13 protein-coding genes are annotated in these 21,676 nt (G+C 69.0%); 9 read left to right on the top strand and 4 right to left on the bottom strand.

Annotated features, from left to right (window positions below; translation table 11 throughout):
* Nucleotides 1-24: 24 nt before the first annotated feature.
* On the bottom strand, nt 25-2,439 hold the full coding sequence (locus tag OZ403_RS15255; RefSeq protein ID WP_268784506.1) for a DUF4912 domain-containing protein: 2,415 nt from the start codon (nt 2,437-2,439) through the stop codon (nt 25-27).
* Nucleotides 2,440-2,662: 223 nt separating this feature from the next.
* Here OZ403_RS15255 and OZ403_RS15250 point away from each other — a divergent pair, with 223 nt between their 5' ends.
* The gene (locus tag OZ403_RS15250) at nt 2,663-5,758 is read left to right on the top strand and encodes a glycosyltransferase (protein WP_442929812.1); all 3,096 of its coding nucleotides are present in this window, start codon (nt 2,663-2,665) and stop codon (nt 5,756-5,758) included.
* A 99-nt stretch (nt 5,759-5,857) separates the two neighbouring features.
* Nucleotides 5,858-10,249, top strand: coding sequence for a response regulator (locus tag OZ403_RS15245; protein ID WP_268784505.1), 4,392 nt, complete (start codon nt 5,858-5,860; stop codon nt 10,247-10,249).
* 160 nt (nt 10,250-10,409) lie between these two features.
* Here OZ403_RS15245 and OZ403_RS15240 read toward each other — a convergent pair whose 3' ends face one another.
* Nucleotides 10,410-10,631 carry a hypothetical protein gene (locus OZ403_RS15240; RefSeq protein WP_140790649.1) on the bottom strand — a complete coding sequence of 74 codons (222 nt, stop codon included), beginning with the start codon at nt 10,629-10,631 and terminating at the stop codon, nt 10,410-10,412.
* Nucleotides 10,632-10,820: 189 nt separating this feature from the next.
* Between OZ403_RS15240 and OZ403_RS15235 the strand changes: the two genes are divergently transcribed.
* The 7 genes from OZ403_RS15235 (at nt 10,821) to OZ403_RS15205 (ending at nt 19,060) form a co-directional block, all read left to right on the top strand.
* Complete coding sequence (locus OZ403_RS15235) at nt 10,821-11,759, top strand: AAA family ATPase (RefSeq protein WP_011553045.1); 939 nt, start codon at nt 10,821-10,823, stop codon at nt 11,757-11,759.
* A gap of 16 nt (nt 11,760-11,775) precedes the next feature.
* Nucleotides 11,776-13,191: a patatin-like phospholipase family protein gene (locus OZ403_RS15230; RefSeq protein ID WP_174258779.1), complete on the top strand. Its 1,416-nt coding sequence runs from the start codon at nt 11,776-11,778 to the stop codon at nt 13,189-13,191.
* A 95-nt stretch (nt 13,192-13,286) separates the two neighbouring features.
* On the top strand, nt 13,287-14,234 hold the full coding sequence (locus tag OZ403_RS15225) for a branched-chain amino acid transaminase (RefSeq protein WP_140790645.1): 948 nt from the start codon (nt 13,287-13,289) through the stop codon (nt 14,232-14,234).
* A gap of 109 nt (nt 14,235-14,343) precedes the next feature.
* The gene (locus OZ403_RS15220; protein ID WP_140790643.1) at nt 14,344-15,684 is read left to right on the top strand and encodes an AAA family ATPase; all 1,341 of its coding nucleotides are present in this window, start codon (nt 14,344-14,346) and stop codon (nt 15,682-15,684) included.
* A gap of 116 nt (nt 15,685-15,800) precedes the next feature.
* Nucleotides 15,801-16,643: a Fic family protein gene (locus OZ403_RS15215; RefSeq protein WP_163884489.1), complete on the top strand. Its 843-nt coding sequence runs from the start codon at nt 15,801-15,803 to the stop codon at nt 16,641-16,643.
* Nucleotides 16,644-16,796: 153 nt separating this feature from the next.
* On the top strand, nt 16,797-17,918 hold the full coding sequence (locus OZ403_RS15210) for a DHH family phosphoesterase (RefSeq protein WP_140790641.1): 1,122 nt from the start codon (nt 16,797-16,799) through the stop codon (nt 17,916-17,918).
* Complete coding sequence (locus OZ403_RS15205; protein WP_268784504.1) at nt 17,915-19,060, top strand: cysteine desulfurase family protein; 1,146 nt, start codon at nt 17,915-17,917, stop codon at nt 19,058-19,060. The genes OZ403_RS15210 and OZ403_RS15205 overlap by 4 nt, the downstream gene beginning before the upstream one ends.
* Here OZ403_RS15205 and OZ403_RS15200 read toward each other — a convergent pair.
* Nucleotides 19,057-20,154: an ATP-binding response regulator gene (locus OZ403_RS15200; RefSeq protein WP_140790637.1), complete on the bottom strand. Its 1,098-nt coding sequence runs from the start codon at nt 20,152-20,154 to the stop codon at nt 19,057-19,059. The genes OZ403_RS15205 and OZ403_RS15200 overlap by 4 nt on opposite strands.
* Entirely contained in the window at nt 20,151-21,617 is a 1,467-nt protein-coding gene (locus OZ403_RS15195) for an ATPase domain-containing protein (RefSeq protein WP_268784503.1), read from the bottom strand. The genes OZ403_RS15200 and OZ403_RS15195 overlap by 4 nt, the downstream gene beginning before the upstream one ends.
* Between the last annotated feature and the right edge of the window lie 59 nt (nt 21,618-21,676).

The following is a 21,676-nucleotide window of genomic DNA, read 5'->3' as shown; positions in this document are numbered from 1 at the left end:
GTCGTTCAATGTCTCCGTGCGGGTTCAGGAGCGGCCGTCGTCCGAAGGCGGCTTCTGGGGAGGTGGCTCGGCCGCGTCGGGGGTGGCATGGCCGTCGCGGGCCTCGAAGGAGGAAGGAGCCGCCGTGCGGTGATGTGGCGCGCCTTCCGCTCGGGACCGGGGCACTTCGAAGTAGCGGTGGTTCTCCTCCGCGCCGGCGTCTCCCTGCGCCTGGGCGTCGCTGCCCGGAACCGTGGCGCGGGATGAACGTGGAGGAGCCTCGAAGTCGCGGTGGTTCTCCTCGACCGCAGGGGGTTGAGTACCGGAGCCGCGAGCATCCTTGGCGGTGGTTCCGGTTTCTGTGCGTGCTGACGACGCGTCCGCGTGCTGGCTGTCGGAAGCGCCCGACGGTTGAGTCGGAGCCTCGAGGAAGCCACGACCCGAGGCGCCTGTCCCCTGCCGAGGAGAATCCAGGTGGCGGCGATCCGATGCGCCCGGCTGCGGCTGCGATGGCTCCAGGTAGCGACGCTCCGAGGCACCCGACGCCCGTTCCGGGGCATCCAGGTAACGAAGATCCGAGGCGCCTGCCCGCTGTGGAGGTGGCGCCAGGTAGCGTTGCTCCGATGCACCCGGCGCGCGGGGCGGCGACTCCAGGTAGCGCATGTCCGACGCTCCCAGAATGCGCCTTACGTCCAGGTGATGCTGATGCGAAGTCGCCGCACCTTCCGCATAGCGGAGGTCCGATGCACCCGGAATGCCCCTCACATCGAGATAGCGATAAGGCGAAGCGCCGCTGACCGGCGCGCGCGTCGCACCGCCTTCCGCGTAGCGCAGGTCTGATGCGCCCGGGATGCCCTTCACGTCCAGGTAGCGGTGCGGTGACGTGTCACTGCCTGCCTGGCGTGCCGCGCCGCCTTCCGCGTAGCGCAGGTCCGATGCGCCCGGGACGCCCTTCACCTCCAGATACGCACGGGACCCTTGCCCCCTCCCCGCCTCGCGAGCGTCCCCTTCCGCATGACGCATATCCGAAGCCCCCGGTGCACGGCCCAGGGTCTCCAGGTAGCGCGACACGGGAGCAGTCACGGGGCCACGCACCTCGCGCGCATTCCGCTGCGCCGCGTCCGACTGATAGCGCTGGTCCGAAGCCCCCGCCGCTCGCCCCACCGAGTCCACGTACCGTTGGTCCGAAGCCCCAGGCACGCGTTCCACCGACTCCACGTACCGCTGGTCCGAAGCGCCCGGCGCTCGCGCGGGGCCCTCCAGGTGCGCCTCCGTCATGTCACCGCCACGACGCTGTCTGTGGACTTCCGGCACATCCAGTACGCCGCCACTGCCAGGCAGGTTCACCCGGCGCCACGACACGTACTCGCGCTCCTCTTCCGGCGGCGGCGCTTCCACGACCGCCGCGGGCAGCGCCGCCTCAAGCGGAGGAACCCGAAGGAAACGCACCGTCAAATCCGTGGAGACACCCGCGGGAGGCAGCGTCACGCGGTTGCTCGAAGCACCGATGCGGCGGCTCCGCCCATCACGACCGGCGAAGTGCGCCTCCACGCGATACGTCCGCCCCGCCGGCAACCCGTGGATGTAGAAGCCGGGAGCCTCCACCGCGAAGTCCAACTCCCGCTCCATCTGTTCATCACCGAACACGCGAAGCACGGGACGCGGCGCCTCCAGTGCATCCCGCGCGCGCAGCAGGGCCCCCAGACTGAAGTCCCAGGACACGAAGAGTGTGTGCGGGTCCCTGGGCAACAGGAGGACGGCGTCGTCCTGATACCCCTCCGGCAGCTCACCCAATCTTTCGGTATCCGCGGAGGCCGGAGGCGGAACAGGCACGCTTTCCACCAGGTGGTGGCTACGCGCCTCCTCCTCGCCAGCCACGCGCGCCACGAAGAAGCCCTCCACCACGGGCTCCGCGGGCTTTTGCACGGGAGCGGGCCGCGTGACGGGTTGCGGCACCGGTTCCGGCACGGGAACGGGCGGCCTCGTGACGGAAGGCATGACGGGCGTCACCGGCTCACGCGCCCGTTCCACTCGGGGCTTGGGCGGGAACGTGACCACCTTCGCGGGTTTGACGGCCGGCTTGCTCCCGGGCTTCTCGGAGGCCCGCTTGGCGGCCACCCGCTTGGGCGCGGACACCCTCCCCTGGCCTTGCGCGCCGTCGGTCTTGGGCTTCGCGGCGGTCGGGGTCTTCGACTTCCGGGGCGCCTTCGCGGCGTCAGTGGTGGGCGCCTTGGCCTTCTTGGCGGCGGAGGCCCGGGCAGGAGACGCTGCGGGTTTCGCGGCCGAACGCTTGGGAGGCACGCGGATGCCTGCCAACCGGGCGAGCTTCGCCAGGGCGGGGACGTAGGCGGCCAGAGCTGCGAGCAGCTCCTCTTTTTTCATCCGGCTGTAGCCGCTCCCCAGGTGCTTCCGTGCCAACTCCCTGAGGTAGCTGACCGTCACGCTCTTGAGGTCTTCCATAGGCAAGCAGGCCTTTAGGTCGCTGGTCGTAGAGGGTCAACGTGCCAGCATTACATGTGTTCTTCGCCCGACCCCCTTTCGTTTCATCACCCGATGACACTCAGGGGGCGGCTAGGTATCCTGCCCACGCTTGAGCGACCTGCCCAGACTGCTCCTGTGCAGTTTCGACGTCATCCCCGGTCCGTCGGGTTCATCCCGGCGTTTGACCGAATACTTGAAGGCGTTGCCGGACCGCTTCTCCGTGGTGGTGCTGTCGGCGAAGACGCCTGACCACTCCCACATCGAGAAGTACCAGGGCGCCCGGCTGCTGCGCGTCCCGGTAGGCTCGGGGGACCTGGCCTCACGCATCCAGGCCTTCGAGCGGGCCGTGCGCCGGCAGCTCGAAAGCGAGGACTACGCGCTCGCCCACTTCACGGACCCCTTCGGCGGATACGCGTTGTGCGAGCTGAAGGGAGACTACGGGTACCGGCTCATCTACGAGGCCCAGACGTTCCCCTCGCAGGAGCTGCGGTACACCCACCCGCAGACGGAGGGGGACCGGCGCTTCCTGTCGAAGATTCGCAGGCAGGAGCTGTTCTGCCTGATGAACGCGGACCTCGTCGTCACTGGCTCGGAGACGACGCGCGCGTACATCCAGTCGCTCGGCGCCAGTGAGGAGCAGGTCCGGGTGCTGCCCGCGCCGGTGGACCTCCAGCCCTTCACGCCCGAGGTGCTGGGCGCCCCGGACGGCGAACCGCTCCGGATGATGTACCTGGGCAGCCAGGTGGGGTGGCAGGGCCTGTCCACGCTGCTGCGCGCAGTGGAGGTGGCGGCCCGGAAGGAAGAGGTGCGCCTCACGGTGGTGGGCGCGCGCCACGCGGACTGGCAGCCGCACCTGGATGACCTGGCGAAGGAGCTGGGCCTGGGCGACCGGGTGGAGTTCCAACCCCCGGTGCACCACGACGACCTGGCCAAGGTGCTCGCGCTCGCGGACGTGGGTGTGCTGCCCATGGATGACGTGGAGCGCAATCGCGTTCAGGGCGGACCGCTGGCGAAGGTGTCGGAGTACTGCGCCGCGGGCCGCCCCATCATCGCGGCGGATCTGCCCGTGACGCGGGAGCTCATCCCGGCTGGCGCGGGCGTCTTCTTTCCTCCGGGCGACAGCCAGGCCTTGGCCGACCGCATCATCGAGCTGGCGCGCGACGTGAAGCGCCGGATGGAGCTGGGCCAGGTGGCTCGGGCGCACGCGGAGGCGGCGCTCGACGCGGGGCTCATCCGCGGCAAGCTCCTGGACCTGTATGACTCGCTGCTGGAGAAGCGGTCGGAGCCAGTCTCCACCACGAGCGAGGACAACCTGCCCGCGCCCACCACGGTGACGGGAACGCCCACGAACCGGCTGGCGGCGCTGCTGCCCCCCGAGCCCGCCCCCACGGCGGCACCGGTCTCCAAGAAGGCGCCGGAGCCTCGGAAGGACAAGGACGCGCCTGCCACGGGGCGTGCGCGCGAAGACCTGCCGCTGGTCATGGGGCAGGTGCTCGAGGAGGGGCTCGACACGCGCCTCATCAAGACGGAGCTCGAGACGAATCCCATCGAGCCGCCCGTGGTGATGGGCGCGCCGCTGCGAGAGCGTTTCGCAGCGGCCGCCGATGCCGCGACCAGCACGGTCCGCGAGAGCGAGGCCTCCGCGTCCAGCGTGGCCGGCAAGGACGCGACGCCGGAAGGTTCCGCGCACGACGCGAGCGACGACGACGATTCTGAAAGCGCGCTTCCCATCGTGCAGGCAACAGAGGTCGAAGACGCGGACGCGCCCCCGTCGCCGACGCCCATCGTCAAGGCGCCGGCTCCGTCTGCGCAGGCCTCTTCGACGGTGAGCGACGATACGAGTGAGCACGCGGCGACGACGCCCGTCGTGAAAGCGCCCTCCTCATCGGGCCGGTTCTCCTCCGTGCAGAGTGACGACGACAGCGAAGCCTCGGGGAAGACGCCCATTGTCAAGGCGCCATCGTCTTCAGGCCGACTGCCGTCGGTGCTGAACGAGGACGGAAGCGAAGCCTCGGCGACGACGCCCGTCGTCAAGGTCCCCCCACCTCCGGGCCGGTCTCCTTCGCCCGTGGGCGCGGATTCCAGCGAAACCTCATCAGCGACGCCCATCATCAAGGCGCCCGCCGCGCTGAACCGGACGGACGCGGGCACCAGCGAACCTGCCGGGGACTCTGCTGAAGCCCCCGCGCCGACCCCGGTCGTCCGCAGCCCCGTCATCGGAGCGCGTTACGAGCCGCCCTCGCACACGCCGGTGGTGCGCTCGCCCTTCGAGACGGAACGGGATGAGACCTCCTCCGCCACGCCCGTGGTGCGCTCGCCCTACGACCGCCAGCGGGACGAGCCACCCGCGCCGACGCCCATCATCCGCGTGCCCACCGAGCTGCTCCAGGAGCTCATCCCCACGCGCTCATCCAGCAGCCGTGGCCCCCATTCCTCAAGCCGGCCGGAAGAGCACCCCACCCCCACGCCCATCGTCCCCGCGCCCTCCTCGCTGTCGAGCCGGAGCATCTCCGCACGCATGGAGACGCCCGTCGGACGGATGACGGCACTGACGCCACAGCCGCGGTCCACGAACACGGAACGGCCGCCGCCCATCTCCCGCCCGGGTGCCTCCGAAGCAGAGCGCCTGCCGCCCATCCGGGGAGGCGCATCCGCGAGCACACCGGAGCGCCCGCCTCCGACCCTCCGCCAGAGCACCTCGACGCCGGAAGCCGACCAGCCCCCCGCCCTGCCTCCGCGCGCGGCGGCGCCCCCGCCCGTTCCCCGGCAGCGTCCGCCCCGGCTCCAGTCCGTGGACGGTCCCCCCCGGCTCGAACCCGTCAGCCCGCAGGCGCTCAAGGCCTCAGCCTCGGTCCCCGTCCCCAGCGGCGAGGACGAAGAGCCCGAGGAAATCTCCGAGGACGAAGCCCAGTCCATCGACGAGGGCGACGACGACAGCCTCTCCCGCGCGCTGCCCCAGCCCGAGGAGCCGGACGAAATCAGCAGCGACGAAGTGGAGGAAGCGGAGATTTCCGTTAGCAGTGCAGCGCAGCTCATCGAATCGGACGACGACCTCGAGGAAGCCGACGCCGACGTGGCCCCCGAGCCCCACGACGAGGGCCCCGCCCCGGAGCCCGTCCCCTCGACGCTGAACCCGTGGTTCGCCCAGCTCGCGCACGGGTACTGCCCCCCCGACGGAATCCGCTTCGACCGGCACACGCCCCCTACGACGTTCCCCGGCCGCGACGAGCCCACGAACCCCACCCACCCGGCCCCCTCAGGCCGTTCGGAAGTCGTCGTCCGCGGCAAGAACTCGTGAGGCAGCCAACCGACCTGCTCCTGGAAACTTTCCAAGGGTCGCACCCGCCCGATAGGATGTTCCGGTTTTCACAGCACTTTTTCCGGGACAAAGGGCTTCATGGAGCGTCGGGTCCTCATCGTCGAAAGCGAGCATGATTTTGCGCTCAGTATGGCCACCGTGCTCAAGGGCGCGGGATACCAGACAGCCTTGGCTGAGACGGCGGCTGACGCACAGCGTGAGCTGGAGAAGCGCCGGCCAGACCTGGTCGTCCTCCGCGCGGAGCTGAAGGATCAGTCCGGCTTCGTCCTCTGCGGCAACATCAAGAAGGGCAAGTGGGGTCAGAACCTCAAGGTCCTCCTGCTCTCCTCCGAGAGCGGCGTGGATGGTCTGGCGCAGCATCGTCAGACGCCACAGGCCGCGGACGGCTACCTCGCCATCCCATTCGAGATGGGCGAGCTGGCCGCCCTGAGCCACGGCATCGTGCCGCCGGGCACGGATGACACGGGCGCGTCGCTGGATGCCGCGCTGAACGGGACGCGCGAGGCGCCGCCGCCCATGCCTCCGTCACTCAAGGCCGCCGCGGGTGGGCCGCCGAAGCTGCCCAAGCGCGAGCGCCGCAGCGCGATGACGGAAGAGGACCGCGCGTTCCTCGACCGCACCTTCCAGTCCATCGCGGACCGCAAGGCGGAGCTGCTCGCCGAGTCCCGCCAGCTCAAGCGTCCGCCGCCGCGGCGCGAGCTGATGGGCACGCCCGAGGGCAAGATTCAAATCCTCCGCGACGAGCTGAAGACGCGCGAGGCCCAGCTCGCCCGCCTCTCCGAGATCTGGAACGTGCGCGAGCGCGAGCTGCTCTCCGGCGAGGACCGCATCCACGAGAAGGACGTGGAGCTGCAGGGCCTGAAGATGCAGGTGGACGACCTGCTGCGCCGCTTCAACGAGGCCCAGCAGGCCACCATCCAGAAGGAACGCGAGCACGGCGCCACCGTCGACGACCTGCTCCTCCAGAAGTTCTCCGCGGAGAAGGACCTCATCGAGGTCGTCGCCTCCAAGGAGAAGGACATCAACCTCCTGCGCCGGGAAGTCTCCCGCGCCGAGGAGGAGCTGAGCCGCCGCGCCGGCGAGCTGGAGCACGGCCGCAACGAGTACGACAAGCTGGAGAAGCACCTCGGCGTCGTCACGCTCGAGTTCGAGGTCAAGGAGCAGAAGCTCCAGGACACCGTCCTCGCGAATGAAGGCGAAATCGCGCGGCTGACGAAGCGCGGTGACGACTTCGAGGCCGAGCTGAACCGCACCATCAGCGAGCGTGACCAGCGCTTCGCCGAGCTGGACGGTGAAATCCAGGCCCTCCAGGAGCGGCTGCAGCAGACCGAGCAGGAGCGCGACACCACCGTGCGCGGACTGGAAGCCCGCGCTGCCCGCGCCGAGGAGCACGGCACCCAGGCGGACGCGGAAATCCACCGGCTCAACGCCGAGCGTGATGCGCTGGAGGCGAAGCTCAGCCAGCAGGTCGCGGACCTGGAGGCGGACCTCGCGCGCACCACGGGCGAGCGCGACCAGCTCCGGCTGGACAAGGACGCCCAGGAGGCCGAGCTCACCCAGCGCGTCGAGGAGCGTGACGCGAAGCTCGGCACGCTCGAGCGTGAGCTGTCGGAGACCATCGCCCGGAACGAGCACACCGAGGCGGAGCTCAACGCCAACATCCAGCAGCAGTTGGAGCGCATCGGCGAGCTCGAGGGCGAAGTCGAGGCCGTCAAGACGCACCTGGAGGACCGCGAGAATGAGCTGACCGCGGAGCTCCAGGCGCTGGGCCAGGCCAAGGACGAACTGGAGACGGACCTCAACGACCGGCTCCAGGCCCTCTCCCAGGCGAAGGACGCGCTGGAGGCGGACCTCTCCCGTCAGCTGGAGGAGTTGCGCTCCGCCAAGGCCGAGCTCGAAGCGGACCTCACCGGCCAGATTCAGGCGCTCACCTCGCAGCTCGAGGAGACGCAGCGGCAGCTCGATGACTCGCAGCGGACCGGCGAACAGCTCTCCGCGCGCGTGGCCCAGTTGGAGGACACCGTCACCCAGCGGGAGTCCACCATCGAGTCCCTGCAAGGGGACGTGGCCGCGCGCGACCAGCGCATCTCCGAGCTGAGCGGAGACCTGGAGGCCACCAGCCAGACGCTGACGCAGACACAACAGACGCTGGCGCAGACGGAGCAGCAGCTCGCCGACACGCAGAACACGCTCGCCAGCACCGAAGGCACGCTGGCGGAGACGCGCGGCGAACTGGACGCCACCAGCCAGACGCTGGCGGATACGCAGGCGCGCCTCTCGGATACCGAGGGCGCGCTGGCGGAGACGCGCGGCGAGCTGGACGCCACCAGCCAGACACTAGGCCAGACGCAGCAGGCGCTGGCCCAGACGGAAGGCGCGCTGGCGGAGACCCGCGGCGAGCTGGAGGCCACTTCCCAGACGCTGGCTCAGACGCAGCAGACGCTGGCCCAGACCGAGGACACGCTGGCGCAGACGCGCGGCGAGCTGGACGCCACCAGCCAGACACTGGGCCAGACGCAGCAGACGTTGGCCCAGACGGAAGGCGCGCTGGCGGAGACCCGCGGCGAGCTGGAGGCCACTTCCCAGACGCTGGCTCAGACGCAGCAGACGCTGGCCCAGACCGAGGACACGCTGGCGCAGACGCGCGGCGAGCTGGAGGCCACCTCCCAGACGCTCCAGCAGACGCATGCGGCGCTGGAGGACACGCGCGGCGCGCTCCAGGAGACCAGCGACACACTGGCCCACACCACCCGCGAGCGCGACCAGCGCATCGCGGAGCTGGCGGACCTGGGCGCGGCCAAGGACGCGCTGGAGCAGGACCTCACCGGGCAGATTGGTCAGCTCCGCAGCGAGCTGTCCGAGACGCAGGGCAACTACGAGGCCGAGCGGGCCGCGCACGAGAAGCTGGCCGAGGAGACGAGCGCGCACATCGGTGACCTCACCAGTGAGCGCGACGGGCTCCGCTCCGAGCTGGAGGCCACCAGCCAGACGCTGGAGCAGACCCAAGGCCAGCTCGCCGCCACCCGCGACGCGCTGGCGCGCGAGCAGCACGCGCACCAGGAGAGCCGGAAGGCCGCCGCGAGCACCCAGGCCGCGCTGGAAGGCCAGCTGGCCGAAGCGCGTGCCCATGGCGAGGACCTGGGCGAACACCTCACCCTCACCAAGCACGAGCTGGGCACACGCGTCGCCGAGCTGACGCAGCTCACCGCCACGCTGGCGCAGACGGAGAACACCCGGGCCCACCTCGAGGAGCGGCTGCACACGCTCACCGAGGAGTCGCAGCGCCGCGAGGAGCTCCTCCAGAACGACCTGACGCAGAAGGGCACGGAGCTGTCGGACACGCTCCGCAAGCTCACCCACGTGACGCAGGAGAAGATGCGTCAGGCGGAGGTGCTCAACCGCGAGGTCGCCACCCGCACCGAGCAGCTCAAGGCCCTGGAGGCCAAGCTCCAGACGCAGGCCACCGAGGCCCACCGTCAGGCCGAGGGCCTGGGTCAGCAGATTACCGGTCTCAACGAGCAGCTCGAACAGGGCCGCAAGGCGCTGGCGGGCCGCGAGGACCAGCTGCGCGCCGCGGGCGCCGCCCAGCAGAAACTCACCGCCGAGCGGGACGGCCTCGCGGGCCAGGTCCAGCAGGCCGAGGCCCGGCTCCAGCAGCAGGTCCAGCAGGCGAACCAGGAACGTGCCGACGCCAAGCGCGCGGCGGACGAACTGGCCGCGAAGCTGGCCAAGGCCGAGCAGCGCATCGCCCAGTTCACGCAGGACGCCCAGACGCAGGCCACCGAGGCCGACGCCAGGGCCAAGGACCTGCAGGGCCAGCTGAGCGCGCGGGCGAAGAAGATCCAGGACCTAGAGCTGGCGGTGGAGAACGCGCAGGGCGCCAAGTCCCGCGCAGAGAAGGAGCTCAACGCCAAGGTGGCCGCCGCCGAGAGCAAGGCCCACGAGGCTTCCACCCGCCTGGCCGCCGCGCAGAAGGAGCGCAAGGACCTGGAGGCGCGGCACGCCAAGGAGCAGGAAGACCTCACCGCCAAGCAGAAGGCGGAGCTGGAGCGTCGCGACGCCATCAAGGCGCAGGAGGTCGCCCGCCTGCAGCAGTCCGTGCAGGAGAAGAGCAAGGCCCTCAAGGTCGCCGAGCTGGAGCTGGCCCGCTACAAGAGCAAGTCCGCCACCGCGGCCACCCCGGCCAAGGCCGCCGCCAAGCCCGCCGCGGCCGAGGACGACGAGCTGGCCGTGAGGACGCAGCTCAACCAGGTCATCGCGCCCGCTGCAGCCCAGGCCCCGGCGAAGAAGCCGGCCGCCAAGCCTGCGGCCCAGGCCGCCGCCGCGAAGAAGGCCCCTGCCCCGGCTCCCGCCCCGCCGGCGGCGCTGAGTGACGAGTCCGAGCCCACCGACCGGACCCTGGTCATCCAGTTGCCCACGGCCAAGGAAGACGACGACTGGACGGCCCTGGTGGACGAGCTGGACAAGTAACGGCGCCGGGATTCCGGCACCCCGCCGGAATCCCGACGGCCTCGGCCTCGAAACCCCGAGGCCTCAATGAAGCGGCCCTGACATCCGTGCCCTAGCCGGGCAGGTGTGTCAGGGCCGTTTCAGTTCCAACCCAGGAAGCGTCGAGCGGTTCCATCCGCGCTCAGAGCGCGGCGCGTGCCTCGCGGACCAGCTCCTTGAAGTGGAGCGTGGAGACGACGTCCCGGAGCGACACCACGCGGCCCCCCGTCTGGGCCTCCTCCTGGGCACGGCGCCAACTGTTGCGGAGTGTACGCAAGGAGACATAGGCCAGCAGGAGCGGGAAGCCGCCCGGAAGCAGGACCACCGCCACCATCATCACCATCCGCAACCACGCCCACACCATGACCGCTCACCTCCCTGAATACCGATTCGAATCCATGAGATGCACGACGTGTGCCCACGTTGCGCAGAAAATTTCCCTCCACAGTTACGCGGGTTTGCCAGGCAGCGAGGCGAACGGGCCACGGTGACGACGCCGGAACCCTGGCATTTTTGCCGCAGTCGACCGGAGGGCGTCGGTTAAGTTCACAGGGTGAGCACCCCTTCGACGGTTGAGAGCCACGCCTTCACCAGCGTGGAGGACGCGGAAAAGCGCCTGGAGCAGGTGGGCTATCTATCCTCGCCGGAGATCGCCACGGCGGCCTTCCTGGCGGACCGGATGGACAAGCCCATCCTGGTGGAAGGCCCCGCCGGCGTCGGCAAGACGGAGCTGGCCAAGGCCCTGGCCCAGGCGCTGGGCCGCGAGTTCATCCGGCTCCAGTGCTACGAAGGCCTGGACGAAGCGAAGGCCCTCTACGAGTGGGAGTACGCCAAGCAGCTGCTCTACACCCAGCTCCTCAAGGACAAGATTGGGGACATGGTGCAAGGCACCACCACACTGGCGCAGGCGGCGGACCGGCTGGCCTCCAGCGACGCGGTGTTCTTCTCCGAACGCTTCCTGCTGCCCCGCCCCGTGCTGAAGGCGCAGCTCTCCGAGCGCCCCGCCCTGCTGCTGGTGGACGAAATCGACAAGGCGGACCCGGAGTTCGAGGCCTTCCTGCTGGAGGTGCTCTCCGACAACGCCGTCACCATCCCCGAGTTGGGCACCTTCCGGGCAAAGCACATCCCCCGCGTGCTGCTCACCTCCAACGCCGCGCGCGAGCTGTCCGACGCGCTCAAGCGCCGCTGCCTCCACCTGCACATCGACTTCCCGGACCGCGAGCGCGAGCTGCGCATCGTCCGCTCGCGACTGCCCCAGGTGCCGCAGGTGCTGGCGGAGCAGGTGGTGGAAGCGGTGGCCGCCATCCGCTCGCTCGACCTGAAGAAGGCGCCCTCCATCAGCGAGACGCTCGACTGGGCCCAGAGCCTGGCGCTGCTGAACGCGGAGCAGCTCACCGCCGACGTGGTGGCCTCCACGCTGAACCTCGTCCTCAAATACGAAGGCGACATCGAGAAGGCGAAGGCCAACCTCTCGCAGATTGCCCAGGCCTGACGGGCCCTCGAAGCGCGTGCTGCTGAAGGAACGCTTCCAAATCACCCGGCCGCTCGAGGAGATGGAGCTCCGCCTCGTGCGCGCGTCGCTGGCCAACGCGGCCCTCGTCGACCCGCGCGAGGAAGCCATCCTCCGCACCGCCCTGTCGCTGGCGCGCCTCTACAAGGTGCGGCACGGCGAACTCGACGTGGGCGTGGGCGCGCTGCTCACCCCGTTTCGCGAGGAGGTGGAGCGCCGCCTGGGCCCCGTCCTCCAAGCCCCCTTCCCGCCCACGCGGGACCGGCTGATGCCGCACGTGAAGGACCTGCGCCAGCACGCCGCCAAGGCGCGCGACATGGTGGCGCAACGGCTGCGCGGGCGCGTTCCACCGGAGGCACTGGACCGGGAAATCCGGCACAAGGAGTTGGTGCTGGTCACCGGCGGCGGCGGCGGAACGGCCTACGTCTACCTGGGGGTGATGAGCATCCTGGACGAATACGGCCTGGAGCCGCGCCTGCTCGCCGGGACGTCCATGGGCGCCATCCTCGCCATCATGCGCTCGCGCCTGACGCGCTTCGACCCCACGGACATGATCAACATCGTCCGCGGGCTGTCCTTCCGGAAGCTCTTCCGCTTCATCTCCACGGAGAGCCGCTATGGCCTGCCCGCCGCGCTGCGGCTGTTCCTGCGCGCGGGGCTGGGCCGCTTCTTCGGAGCGGGACCGGAGAGCAGCGGCATGCGGCTCAAGGACTTGCCGGTGCCGACGCTCATCGCCGTGGGAGGCATCCGCCGCGGCATGCTTCCCCGGCCGCTGGAGTATTACGAGCGCCTGTTGGGCACCAGTCCGCTGGGCCTGCTCAACCCCGCGGGTGTGGCACGCCGCATCCAGGCCGCCATGGGCGCCATGGCCGAGCTCTTCACCCGCCCCGAAATCACCACCCGCCTCTACCTGGGCGCGGACGACACCACCGGCGACTTCGACGCGCTCGACGCCGCGGGCTTCTCATCCGCGCTGCCCGGCGTCATCCACTACGACGTGCTGCGCAAGGACCCCGGCATGCACACGTTGGTGGAAGGACTCATGGGCCAGCACGGCGTCGCGAGGCTCATCGACGGAGGACTGGTGGACAACCTGCCAGCGAAGGCGGCGTGGAAGGCAGTGGCCCGGGGCCGCATCGGCACGCGCAACGCGTTCATCCTCGCGCTCGACGGCTTCGCCCCGAAGCTGACCACGCCCTTCTGGCTGCCCCTCCAGCGGCTGGCCGCGATGACGGTGGCGCCGAACCTTCCCTATACGCACCACGTCAAACGCTTTCCGCGAACACTGTCACCGCTGGACGTCGTACCGTCGGTGGAACTCGCCTCGAAGGCGTTACACTTTGGCAGGACCGCACTGGCGGAGGACCTCCCGTTCCTCCGACGGATGCTTGCCCCCCTGCCACCGGTGCTGTGACTTTTTCGGAACGAGAAACACGCTTTGACCTCATAGGTTTCACTGACTAGAAGGCCCGGGCTGTCCCCTCACACATCCAGGCGAAGGAACATCGAATGAGCTCGACCTCGAGTAGTGGAGTGCGCGCCGAGCAAATCTGGCTCGACGGCCGACTGATGAAATGGGACGAAGGCCACGTGCATCTGATGACGCACGCGCTTCACTATGGCCTGGGTGTCTTCGAGGGCATCCGCGCATACAAGACGCACGACGGACGGCTGGCTGTCTTCCGGCTGCGTGAGCACGTCCGCCGGCTGCTCGACTCGGCCCACATCATCATGCTGAAGATTCCGTACACCGAGGACGAGCTCTTCGACGCGTGCGTGAATCTGCTCCGCGCACAGAAGGACCTGTTCGCCAACGGCGCGTACCTGCGGCCGGTGGCCTTCATGGGCGACGGCGCCATGGGCCTGGGCGCGGTGAACCCCACCCGCACGGCCGTGACGGCCTGGGACTGGGGCGCGTACCTGGGCGACAAGGGCATCAAGGAAGGCATCCGCGCCAAGGTCAGCTCGTACACGCGCATGCACGTCAACGTGAACATGGTGCGCGGGAAGATTACCGGCCAGTACGTCAACTCCATCCTCGCCAAGCGCGAGGCGGTGATGGCGGGCTACGACGAGGCCATCCTCCTGGACATCAGCGGCTTCGTGGCCGAGGCCTCCGGCGAGAACATCTTCCAGGTGAACAAGAAGGGCATCATCAAGACGCCCCCGCTGTCCGGCCCCATCCTGGACGGCATCACCCGCGACACGGTGCTGCACATCCTGCGCGACAGCGGCCGCACGGTGGAGGAGGTCACCTTCACCCGCGACGCGCTCTACATCACCAACGAGATCTTCCTCTGCGGCACGGCGGCGGAGATCACCCCCGTGCGCGAGGTGGACAACCGCCAGGTGGCCGACGGCAAGCCCGGCCCCATCACCCGGTACGTGCAGGACATGTACTTCCGCATCGTGCGTGGCCAGGAGCCGCGCTACGCGGATTGGCTCACGTACATCTGAGCCACCCCGCCTCGCCCCCCCCTCTTCGGCATGGGAGGGGGGCGGGCAGCCAGGGAAGACGCCACGTCCCGCGCCCGACCGCCCATCGAATGGGCTAGAACGGGGCTTGATGGCTCCTCCCGCTGGCTACGACTACGACGACAATCCGTTCAAGCTCGAGAACCCATCCATCCTCGACATCGCTCCACCGGAGCCGAAGTCGGTGGAGGACACGGGGCTCAAGATGGGCATCCTGTCCGACATCGCCCTGAAGTACCTCTATTACGCGGGCACGGGCACGGGCATGGGCATCGCGGACGAGATGCGGCTGCCGTGGCCGGGCGTCATCGAGCACGTGGTGGACTTCCTCGCCACGGAGAAGCTGGTGGACCTGCGCGGCGGCAAGGGCTTTGGCCGCGCGTCAGTGGAGTTCATCCTGTCGGAGAAGGGCCGCGAGTACGCGCGAGACGCCCTCACCCGCACCACCTACGTGGGCCCCGCGCCGGTGCCCATCGAGCAGTACAACGCGCTCATCACCAGCCAGACGGAGGAGACGCCCGTCGTCAGCCAGGAGGAGCTGGTGATGGCGCTCAGCCACCTCACCGTCCCCGCGGAGCTGATGGACAAGCTGGGCCCGGCGGTGAACTCCGGCCGCTCGCTGTTCCTCTACGGCTCCCCTGGCAACGGAAAGACGAGCCTGGCCGAGGCCGTCTCCAACATGTTCGGCGGCGAGGTGTTCGTCCCCCACTGCCTGGAGATTGGGAATCAGATCATCCAGGTCCACGACCGGCTCATCCACACGCCGGTGTCGCTGGAGGTCGGCCGGGATGCCTCCGGCCGCCGGCAGACCTTCGAAATGGACAACCGGTGGCTCGTGTGCCGCCGGCCCTCCGTCGTCGTGGGCGGCGAGCTGACGCTGGCGATGCTGGACCTCATCTATTCGGAGAGCACCCGCTTCTACGAGGCCCCGTTCCAGGTGAAGGCCAACGGCGGCATGCTCCTCATCGACGACTTCGGCCGCCAGAAGGTCCACCCCACGGACCTGCTCAACCGGTGGATTGTCCCCCTGGAGAAGCGGGTGGACTTCCTCACCCTCCACACCGGCAAGAAGTTCGAAATCCCCTTCGACCAGCTCCTCGTCTTCTCCACCAACCTGGACCCCAAGGAACTGGTGGACGAGGCCTTCCTACGCCGCATCAAGTACAAGATTGAGGTCGGGAATCCCGACGAAGAGGCTTACCGGGAAATCTTCAGTCGCGTCTGCGAGGCAGCGGGAATCCCGTACGTGGACCAGGCCGTCACGTACCTCATCGAGCACTACTACAAGCCCCGGAGCATGGAGCTTCGCTCGTGCCACCCTCGGGACCTGGTGAGCCTCATTCGGGACTCGGCGCGCTACCGGCAGATACCTCCGGCGCTCTCCAAGGACCTGCTCGACCAGGCGTGCGAGGTGTTCCTCGTCAATCTGTGATGATTTCGTTGTTACAACCGCGCGGAATTTCTAGAATCCACGCGCCGTTGTACCGCTCGGCCGCATGCTTCGAGTACCGCCCGCGGCGGACCCGCAGCGAGAAGGAGCCGCAGTCCGTGAAGGAACGCTACCAGGACATCGACGAGAAGAACGAAACGCTGCGTGGGTACCTCGACATCTACAAGGACAAGCCTGACGCGCGCGAGTTCTTGGACAAGATGGAGATGTCGTGGATCTACCACGACGCCGCGCTAGAGGGAGTCGTCTACACGCATCAGGAACTGATGGCCGCGCTGTTCCCTCATCGAACCAGCGCGGAAGCCTCCATGATTCCGGTGGTCCTCGAAATCCGGAACCACAAGGCCGTCTGTGACTTCATCCGTGAGGAGGCAGCGGGCGCGAAGAAGCAGGCGCAAATCACGCTGACCACCATCAAGCGGATGCACGACCTCTTCCTGGGCAACACGCCGGAGGCCCAGACGGAGCGCGCGCGCATGGAGCGCCGCGAGCGCACGGAGAAGGAGCTGGCCAAGGAACGCGACAGGTCCGGGCTGCGCAAGGACATGCCGCTGCACCGCACGTACTTCCACGACATCTCCCAGCCGGCGAAAATCCAGCCGGAGTTGGAGAAGCTCGTGGACTACACGGCCAGCGCCGAGTTCCGCGAGTTCCACCCCATCAAGCAGGCGGCCACGGTCCAGCACAAGTTCGTGCAGATCTTCCCCTTCACCGAGCACAGCGGGAAGGTGGGGCGCATGTGCAGCAACCTCATCCTGCTGCGCAACGGCTACATGCCCGCTGTCATCCACTCCATCGACCGGCAGCGCTACTACGAGTCCTTCCGGGGACCCGTGGCGGGCTTCCGGACGGTGCTGATGGACGCGATGGAGAACTCGCTCGACAACGGCATGAAGTACTTCAGGGACCTGGGGCGCAAGTACAAGGCCCTGAACAGCTAGCCCACGTCCCGCGGCGGCCCGGCGAGGGAGCGCGCAGGCTCACGCTCCTCTCGCGCGTCGTGAAGGATGCGGGGTCCGTCGACACCATTGGTGTGTTGGCAACAGACCCCGGATTCTCGAATCCCAGGACGGGAGGAAGTAAGAAGAATACCCATGCCTGTGACACAGTCCCTCAACAGCCGCCGCGGAACCGGAAATTCGGGAGGCGAGCTGACGGAGCCTCCGCCAGCGCGATTGGCCCATATGCCAGCCCGTGCCAAGCTGGAGCGGCTCCTGCAAGTGGCCCAAGGCCACCACAAGGCGCTCATCCTCACCCACGACAATCCGGACCCGGACTCGCTGGCGGCGGCGGTGGCGTTGGCGCACCTGCTCGAGCGCAAGGCGGGGCTGAAGGCCCACATCGGCTACGGGGGCATCATCGGCCGGGCGGAGAACATCGCCTTCGTGAAGGTGCTGCGCCTGCCCGTCTCGCACGTGTCGACCATCGACTTCGATGAGTACGACCTCTTCGGGCTGGTGGACACGCAGCCCAAGGTGGGCAACCACTCCCTGCCGGCGCGGCTGGAAGCGCACCTGGTGGTGGACCACCATCCGCTGCGCCAGGAGAGCCTGGAGGCCCCTTTCGCGGACGTGGGCGGCGACTTCGGCGCCACGTCCACCATGCTGGTGGAGTACCTGCGCGCGGCCCGGTTGGAGCCCTCCGTGGAGGTGGCCACGGGCCTGTTCTACGGCATCAAGGCGGACACGCGCGACCTGGGCCGGGAGACGACGCCCACAGACGTGGACAGCTACCTGTGGCTGTTCCCGCGCATGGACAAGACGCTGCTGGCGCAGATTGAGCACCCCGAGCTGCCCGCGCGCTACTTCCAGCTGTACCACACGGCCTACGAGCGGGCGAAGGTGTACGGGACGGCCATCGTCACCGACCTGGAGGAGGTCTACTCCCCGGACATGGTGGCGGAGGTGGCCGAGCGGCTGATGTTCCTCGAAGGCATGAAGTGGTCGCTGGCCTTCGGGACGTACCGCAACCAGCTCTTCCTCAGCTTGCGCGTGAAGGACCGGCGGATGAACGCGGGGCGCCTCATCCGCGAAATCTGCGAGGACTACGGCGGCTCCTCCGGCGGCCACGGCAGCATGGCCGGAGCGCGGCTGCCGCTGTCCGGGAAGCTGGCGCAGCGCAAGGCACTCAAGCGCGAGCTGGTGGCCAAGTTCCTGGAGGCCTTCGGCGTCGCCAACGAGCGGCCGGTGTCGCTGCTGTACGCGCAGGACTCGTGACGTACTGGGACTACAACGCGGCCGCGCCGGTGCGAGCGGAGGTGGCGACGCTGCTGTCGCGCGCCTTCGCGTCGAGCGGTTATGGCAATGCGTCCAGCGTGCACCAGGAGGGCCGCGCGGCCCGGGCCCGGTTGGACGCGGCACGGGCGAAGGTGGCGCGCGTGCTCGGCTGCGAGCCGAAGGAAGTCAGCTTCACCGGCTCCGGCAGTGAGGCGGACGCGCTGGCGCTCGTGGGCGCCTGGCACCTTCGCCCTCATCCCGAACGGCGGCGGGTGGTGACATCCGCGGTGGAGCACCCTGCCCTGCTGGGCGCGGTGGCGCAGTTGGAGCGGGAAGGCGCCCACGTCGTGCGGGTGGCGCCCGGTCCGGACGGGCGCGTGCGCGAAGCCGACATGCTGGAGGCCCTGACGCCGGACGCGGCCTTGTGCTCGTTGATGTGGGCCAACAACGAGACGGGCGTGCTCCAACCCGCGCGGGAGGTGGCGCGCGCGTGCCGACAGCGTGGCGTGCTGTTCCACACGGACGCGGTGCAAGCCGCGGGCAAGGTGCCCCTGTCCTTGCGCGAGGTGGATGCGGACCTGCTGTCCCTGTCCGCGCACAAGTTCGGCGGCCCTCCGGGCGTGGGCGTGCTGATGGTGCGCAAGAGCGTGGATGTCCGCGCGCTCACGCCGGGCCACCAGGAAGGCGGCCGTCGCGGGGGGACGCAGAACGTGCCCTATGCCGAGGCGCTGGCACTGGCGCTGGCGCTGGCCGACGCGGAGCTGCCCGAGACAACGGCGCGGCTGACCGCGCTCCGCGATGCGTTCGAGCGGGAGGTGACGACGCGCCTGCCCGACGTGCACGTCAACGGCGGCGCTGCCCCGCGCGTGCCCAACACCAGCAACCTGCGCTTCGACGGCGTGGAGGGTGAGTCGCTGCTCATCGCCCTGGACCTGGAGGGCATCTGCGTGTCGTCCGGCGCCGCCTGCGCATCCGGCACGCTGACGCCGTCGCATGTCCTGCGGGCCATGGGCCTGTCGCCAGCGCAGGCCCGAGGCAGCCTTCGCTTCAGCCTGGGGCCCGGCACGAAGGAAGCGGACGTGGCGCACGTGGTGGACGCGCTCGTCCGGCACGTGCCCAACGTCCGCGCGCTGGCCGGCTAGGACACGGGACGCCGGCTCAGGGGAAGCCGGAGGTGGAAGGTCGACCCCTCCCCCAATTCGGACTTCACCGACAACGAGCCGCCGTGCAGCTTCGCCAGCGACGAGGCGATGTAGAGCCCCAGCCCATGGCCCTGGGCGGGCTCGCCGTCGGCCCGCTGGAAGCGCTCGAAGACGAAGGGAAGCGCCCCCGCCGAGATGCCGATGCCCCAATCCCGGACGTGGATGTCCGCCAGTCCGGGATGCTGTGAGAGGCCCACTTCGACGCGCCGTGTCTCGCCCCCGTACTTCACCGCGTTGGAGAGCAGGTTGTTGAGCACCTGCCGCACCCGCTCCCCGTCGAAGGGAAGAAACACGGGCTCCCCGGCGCCCAGCAGCACGAAGTCCACCTGCGATTCCAAATCTCGCCACTCCTGGATGAGTTCCCGGAGGAAGGCGGCGATGTCGCCCTGCATGGGCCTCAGCTCCACCTTGCCTTCGGCCAGGCGCGAGGCGTCCAGGATGGAGGAGATGAGGTGGTTCATCCGGTCCAGTTGCCGCAGGACGGCTTCCGTCGAACGGACCTCGTCCTCCGCGCCCCGCTTCCCCACCTTGCGCAGCAGGACCTGCGCGTGGAGGCGGGCCGAGGAGAGCGGCGTCTTCAGCTCGTGGGCCACCCAGTTGAGCACCTCCTCACGGGCCAGGATGGGCCCCCTGCGCGCGTTCGAGGAGGCTTTCGGCTCGGAGAGGGTGGGCACGGCCACGGGCGGACGCTCGCGAAGGGCGTTGGTGACGGCATCCTCGAAAGCGGTCAGGTCCACCGGCTTGGCGAGAAAGACATCCGCCTCCTCACGGCCCGCGGGCCGCGCGGCGCTCAGCAGCACGAAGGGAACCGACGCGAGGCTCGGCTCCGCCCGCATAGCGCGCAGCAACTCCATGCCCGTGCGGCGGGGCATCATGTGGTCGCTCACCACCAGGTCTGGCGGCTCCGTGCGCGCCAACATGAGCGCGTCTTCTCCATTGTGGGCCCGGATGGCGCGGTAGCCGAGCGCCTCCACGACCTCGGCGAAGACCTCGAGCAGGGCTTCCTCGTCCTCCGCGATGAGGACGCCGCTCATTCCACGACCCCGATGCTCGTCCCAATCGGCCGGGCCTGCCCTGTCAGCAGCCCTTCCGCGGAGCGCATCGTCGCCAGGACCTTCATCCCCGAATCGGCGATCTGGAACTCGCGCAAGTCATTGTCGTACTTGCTGTCCCGCATCTTGAGCACCGACAGGATGCGGTGGATGCGCCCGCGCAACTCCACGTAGCGCAAGAGGAGCAGGTTCTCCCCGAGGATGGAGACGGGCGCGTCGCTGAAGTCGAGCTCCGTGCCGGCCACCTTCGAGACTTCCCGCGTGTACAGCGTCGTCACCCCCGCCCGGCGCAGCTTCTCCGCGAGCGCGGCCAGGAAGAGCGGCCGGCGCTCCCGCTCGATGATGGACGACTCCAGCGTCGTGAGGCCATCGATGACCAGCCGCTTCACATCCAGCCGCGCCACCTCCTGGAGGATGCGGTCCACCACGAGGTCCGCCTCCAGCTCCATCGGAGGGATGTACAGGTAGGTGAGCATGCCGCTCTTCACGAAGCGCGCCACGTCCAATTGGATGCGCCGCGCCCGGGCGGCCAGTGACGCCGTGGAGTCATGGAAGGAGACGAAGAGGGCGTGCTCCTCCCGGCGCGCGCCTTCCACCGCGAAGTGCGCGGCCAGCAGCGTCTTCCCGATGCCCATGCTTCCGGCGAGCAGCGTGGCGCTCGTGCGGGGCAGTCCGCCCTCCATCAAGACGTCCAGCTCCGGCAGGCCGAAGCTGACGCGGTTCACGGGCGGCTCCACGTCCACGCCGGTGGGCTCCAGCGCCTCGAGCCGAGGGATGAAGGACACCCCGTCCCCGTCGATACGCATCAGATGCTCACCCGACAGGTGTGGCCGACCGCGCAGCTTCACGACCTCCACGCGGCGCATGCGGCGGGCACCGTGCTTCGACACGGACAGGGAGACGATGCCGTCCACCGTGGTGGCCTCGGGCAACGTCAGCAGCTTTTCCAGTGGGTACTCGGTGGTGAAGAGGCCGACGCAATCCGCCGCGGCCAGTCCAATGCCCAGCTCGTAGAGAAACTCGCGCAGGCGCGCCTCGTCCTGCCAGAGGTCCCGGATGGCGCGCAGGCCATCGATGAAGAGCAGCTTCGCGCCCCGCTTGCGCACCGTCTGGACGATGAGGTCACGCGTCTCCTTCGCGCCCTGCTTGAGCGAGGAGTAGGCGCTAATCACGAAGAGCTTGTCGTCCAGCAGCTCCTCCTTGAAGAAGCTGAAGCTGGTCAGCTCGCCCACGAGCTTGTCGTGGGGCTCGGACGTGACGGTGACCAGCACGACAGGCAACCCTCGCGCCGCGGCGAGGAAGGCCAGCTGGCTGCACAGCACCGTCTTCCCGCTGCCCGGGTCTCCGGCCACGATGAGGGACTGTCGTCGGGGGATGCCTCCGCCCAGCAACGCGTCGAAGCTCGGGATGCCTGTCTCGAAGAGCGACCACGTCCGGCGATCCATTCAGGGTCCATCACTTGGCGGGGGGAAGCTCGCGTCACTCGACCGCCAGAATGAGCGTG

The sequence above is a fragment of the Myxococcus sp. NMCA1 genome (assembly GCF_026810205.1).
In the GTDB taxonomy this organism is placed as follows: domain Bacteria; phylum Myxococcota; class Myxococcia; order Myxococcales; family Myxococcaceae; genus Myxococcus; species Myxococcus xanthus_A.
Note: the sequence above shows the minus strand (reverse complement) of the source record. Positions and strands in the feature narration are given on the sequence as shown.

Bases quoted from the DNA above. Each gene is read 5' to 3' on its own strand.
- OZ403_RS15255 (WP_268784506.1), bottom strand. From the start codon at position 2,439: ATGGAAGACCTCAAGAGCGTGACGGTCAGCTACCTCAGGGAGTTGGCA.
- OZ403_RS15245 (WP_268784505.1), top strand. From the start codon at position 5,858: ATGGAGCGTCGGGTCCTCATCGTCGAAAGCGAGCATGATTTTGCGCTC.
- OZ403_RS15240 (WP_140790649.1), bottom strand. From the start codon at position 10,631: ATGGTGTGGGCGTGGTTGCGGATGGTGATGATGGTGGCGGTGGTCCTG.
- OZ403_RS15225 (WP_140790645.1), top strand. From the start codon at position 13,287: ATGAGCTCGACCTCGAGTAGTGGAGTGCGCGCCGAGCAAATCTGGCTC.
- OZ403_RS15220 (WP_140790643.1), top strand. From the start codon at position 14,344: ATGGCTCCTCCCGCTGGCTACGACTACGACGACAATCCGTTCAAGCTC.
- OZ403_RS15210 (WP_140790641.1), top strand. From the start codon at position 16,797: ATGCCTGTGACACAGTCCCTCAACAGCCGCCGCGGAACCGGAAATTCG.
- OZ403_RS15200 (WP_140790637.1), bottom strand. From the start codon at position 20,154: ATGAGCGGCGTCCTCATCGCGGAGGACGAGGAAGCCCTGCTCGAGGTC.
- OZ403_RS15195 (WP_268784503.1), bottom strand. From the start codon at position 21,617: ATGGATCGCCGGACGTGGTCGCTCTTCGAGACAGGCATCCCGAGCTTC.